General features: G+C 65.0%; 1 pseudogene. It reads right to left on the reverse strand.

The annotated features are described in order from the left end of the window. Positions 1-237, reverse strand: a pseudogene (locus AX750_RS03365) (catalase); the annotation flags it as partial.

Raw genomic sequence — 237 nt, forward strand, 5'->3', positions numbered from 1 at the left:
ACTCGTCGACCAGGAAGTCGGCCGGCTTGCCCTTGGCGTCCTCGTCGCTCAACCCGACTTCGCCGCCCTTCGGCAACAGCTTGAACTTCACGATCTGCGTCGCCCCCTGGGCATTGGTCAGAGTATAGGGGTGGATTGCCCAGTAGCTGACGCCGACCCAAGAGGCGGGGACGGGCCGGCTCGCCAGGAACCGGCCCTGGTTGGTTGTCTCGGGATTGGCGTCGGTGAAGGCCTTGA

Source organism: Methylobacterium sp. CCH7-A2 (assembly GCF_001557075.1).
GTDB lineage: Bacteria > Pseudomonadota > Alphaproteobacteria > Rhizobiales > Beijerinckiaceae > Allobosea > Allobosea massiliensis.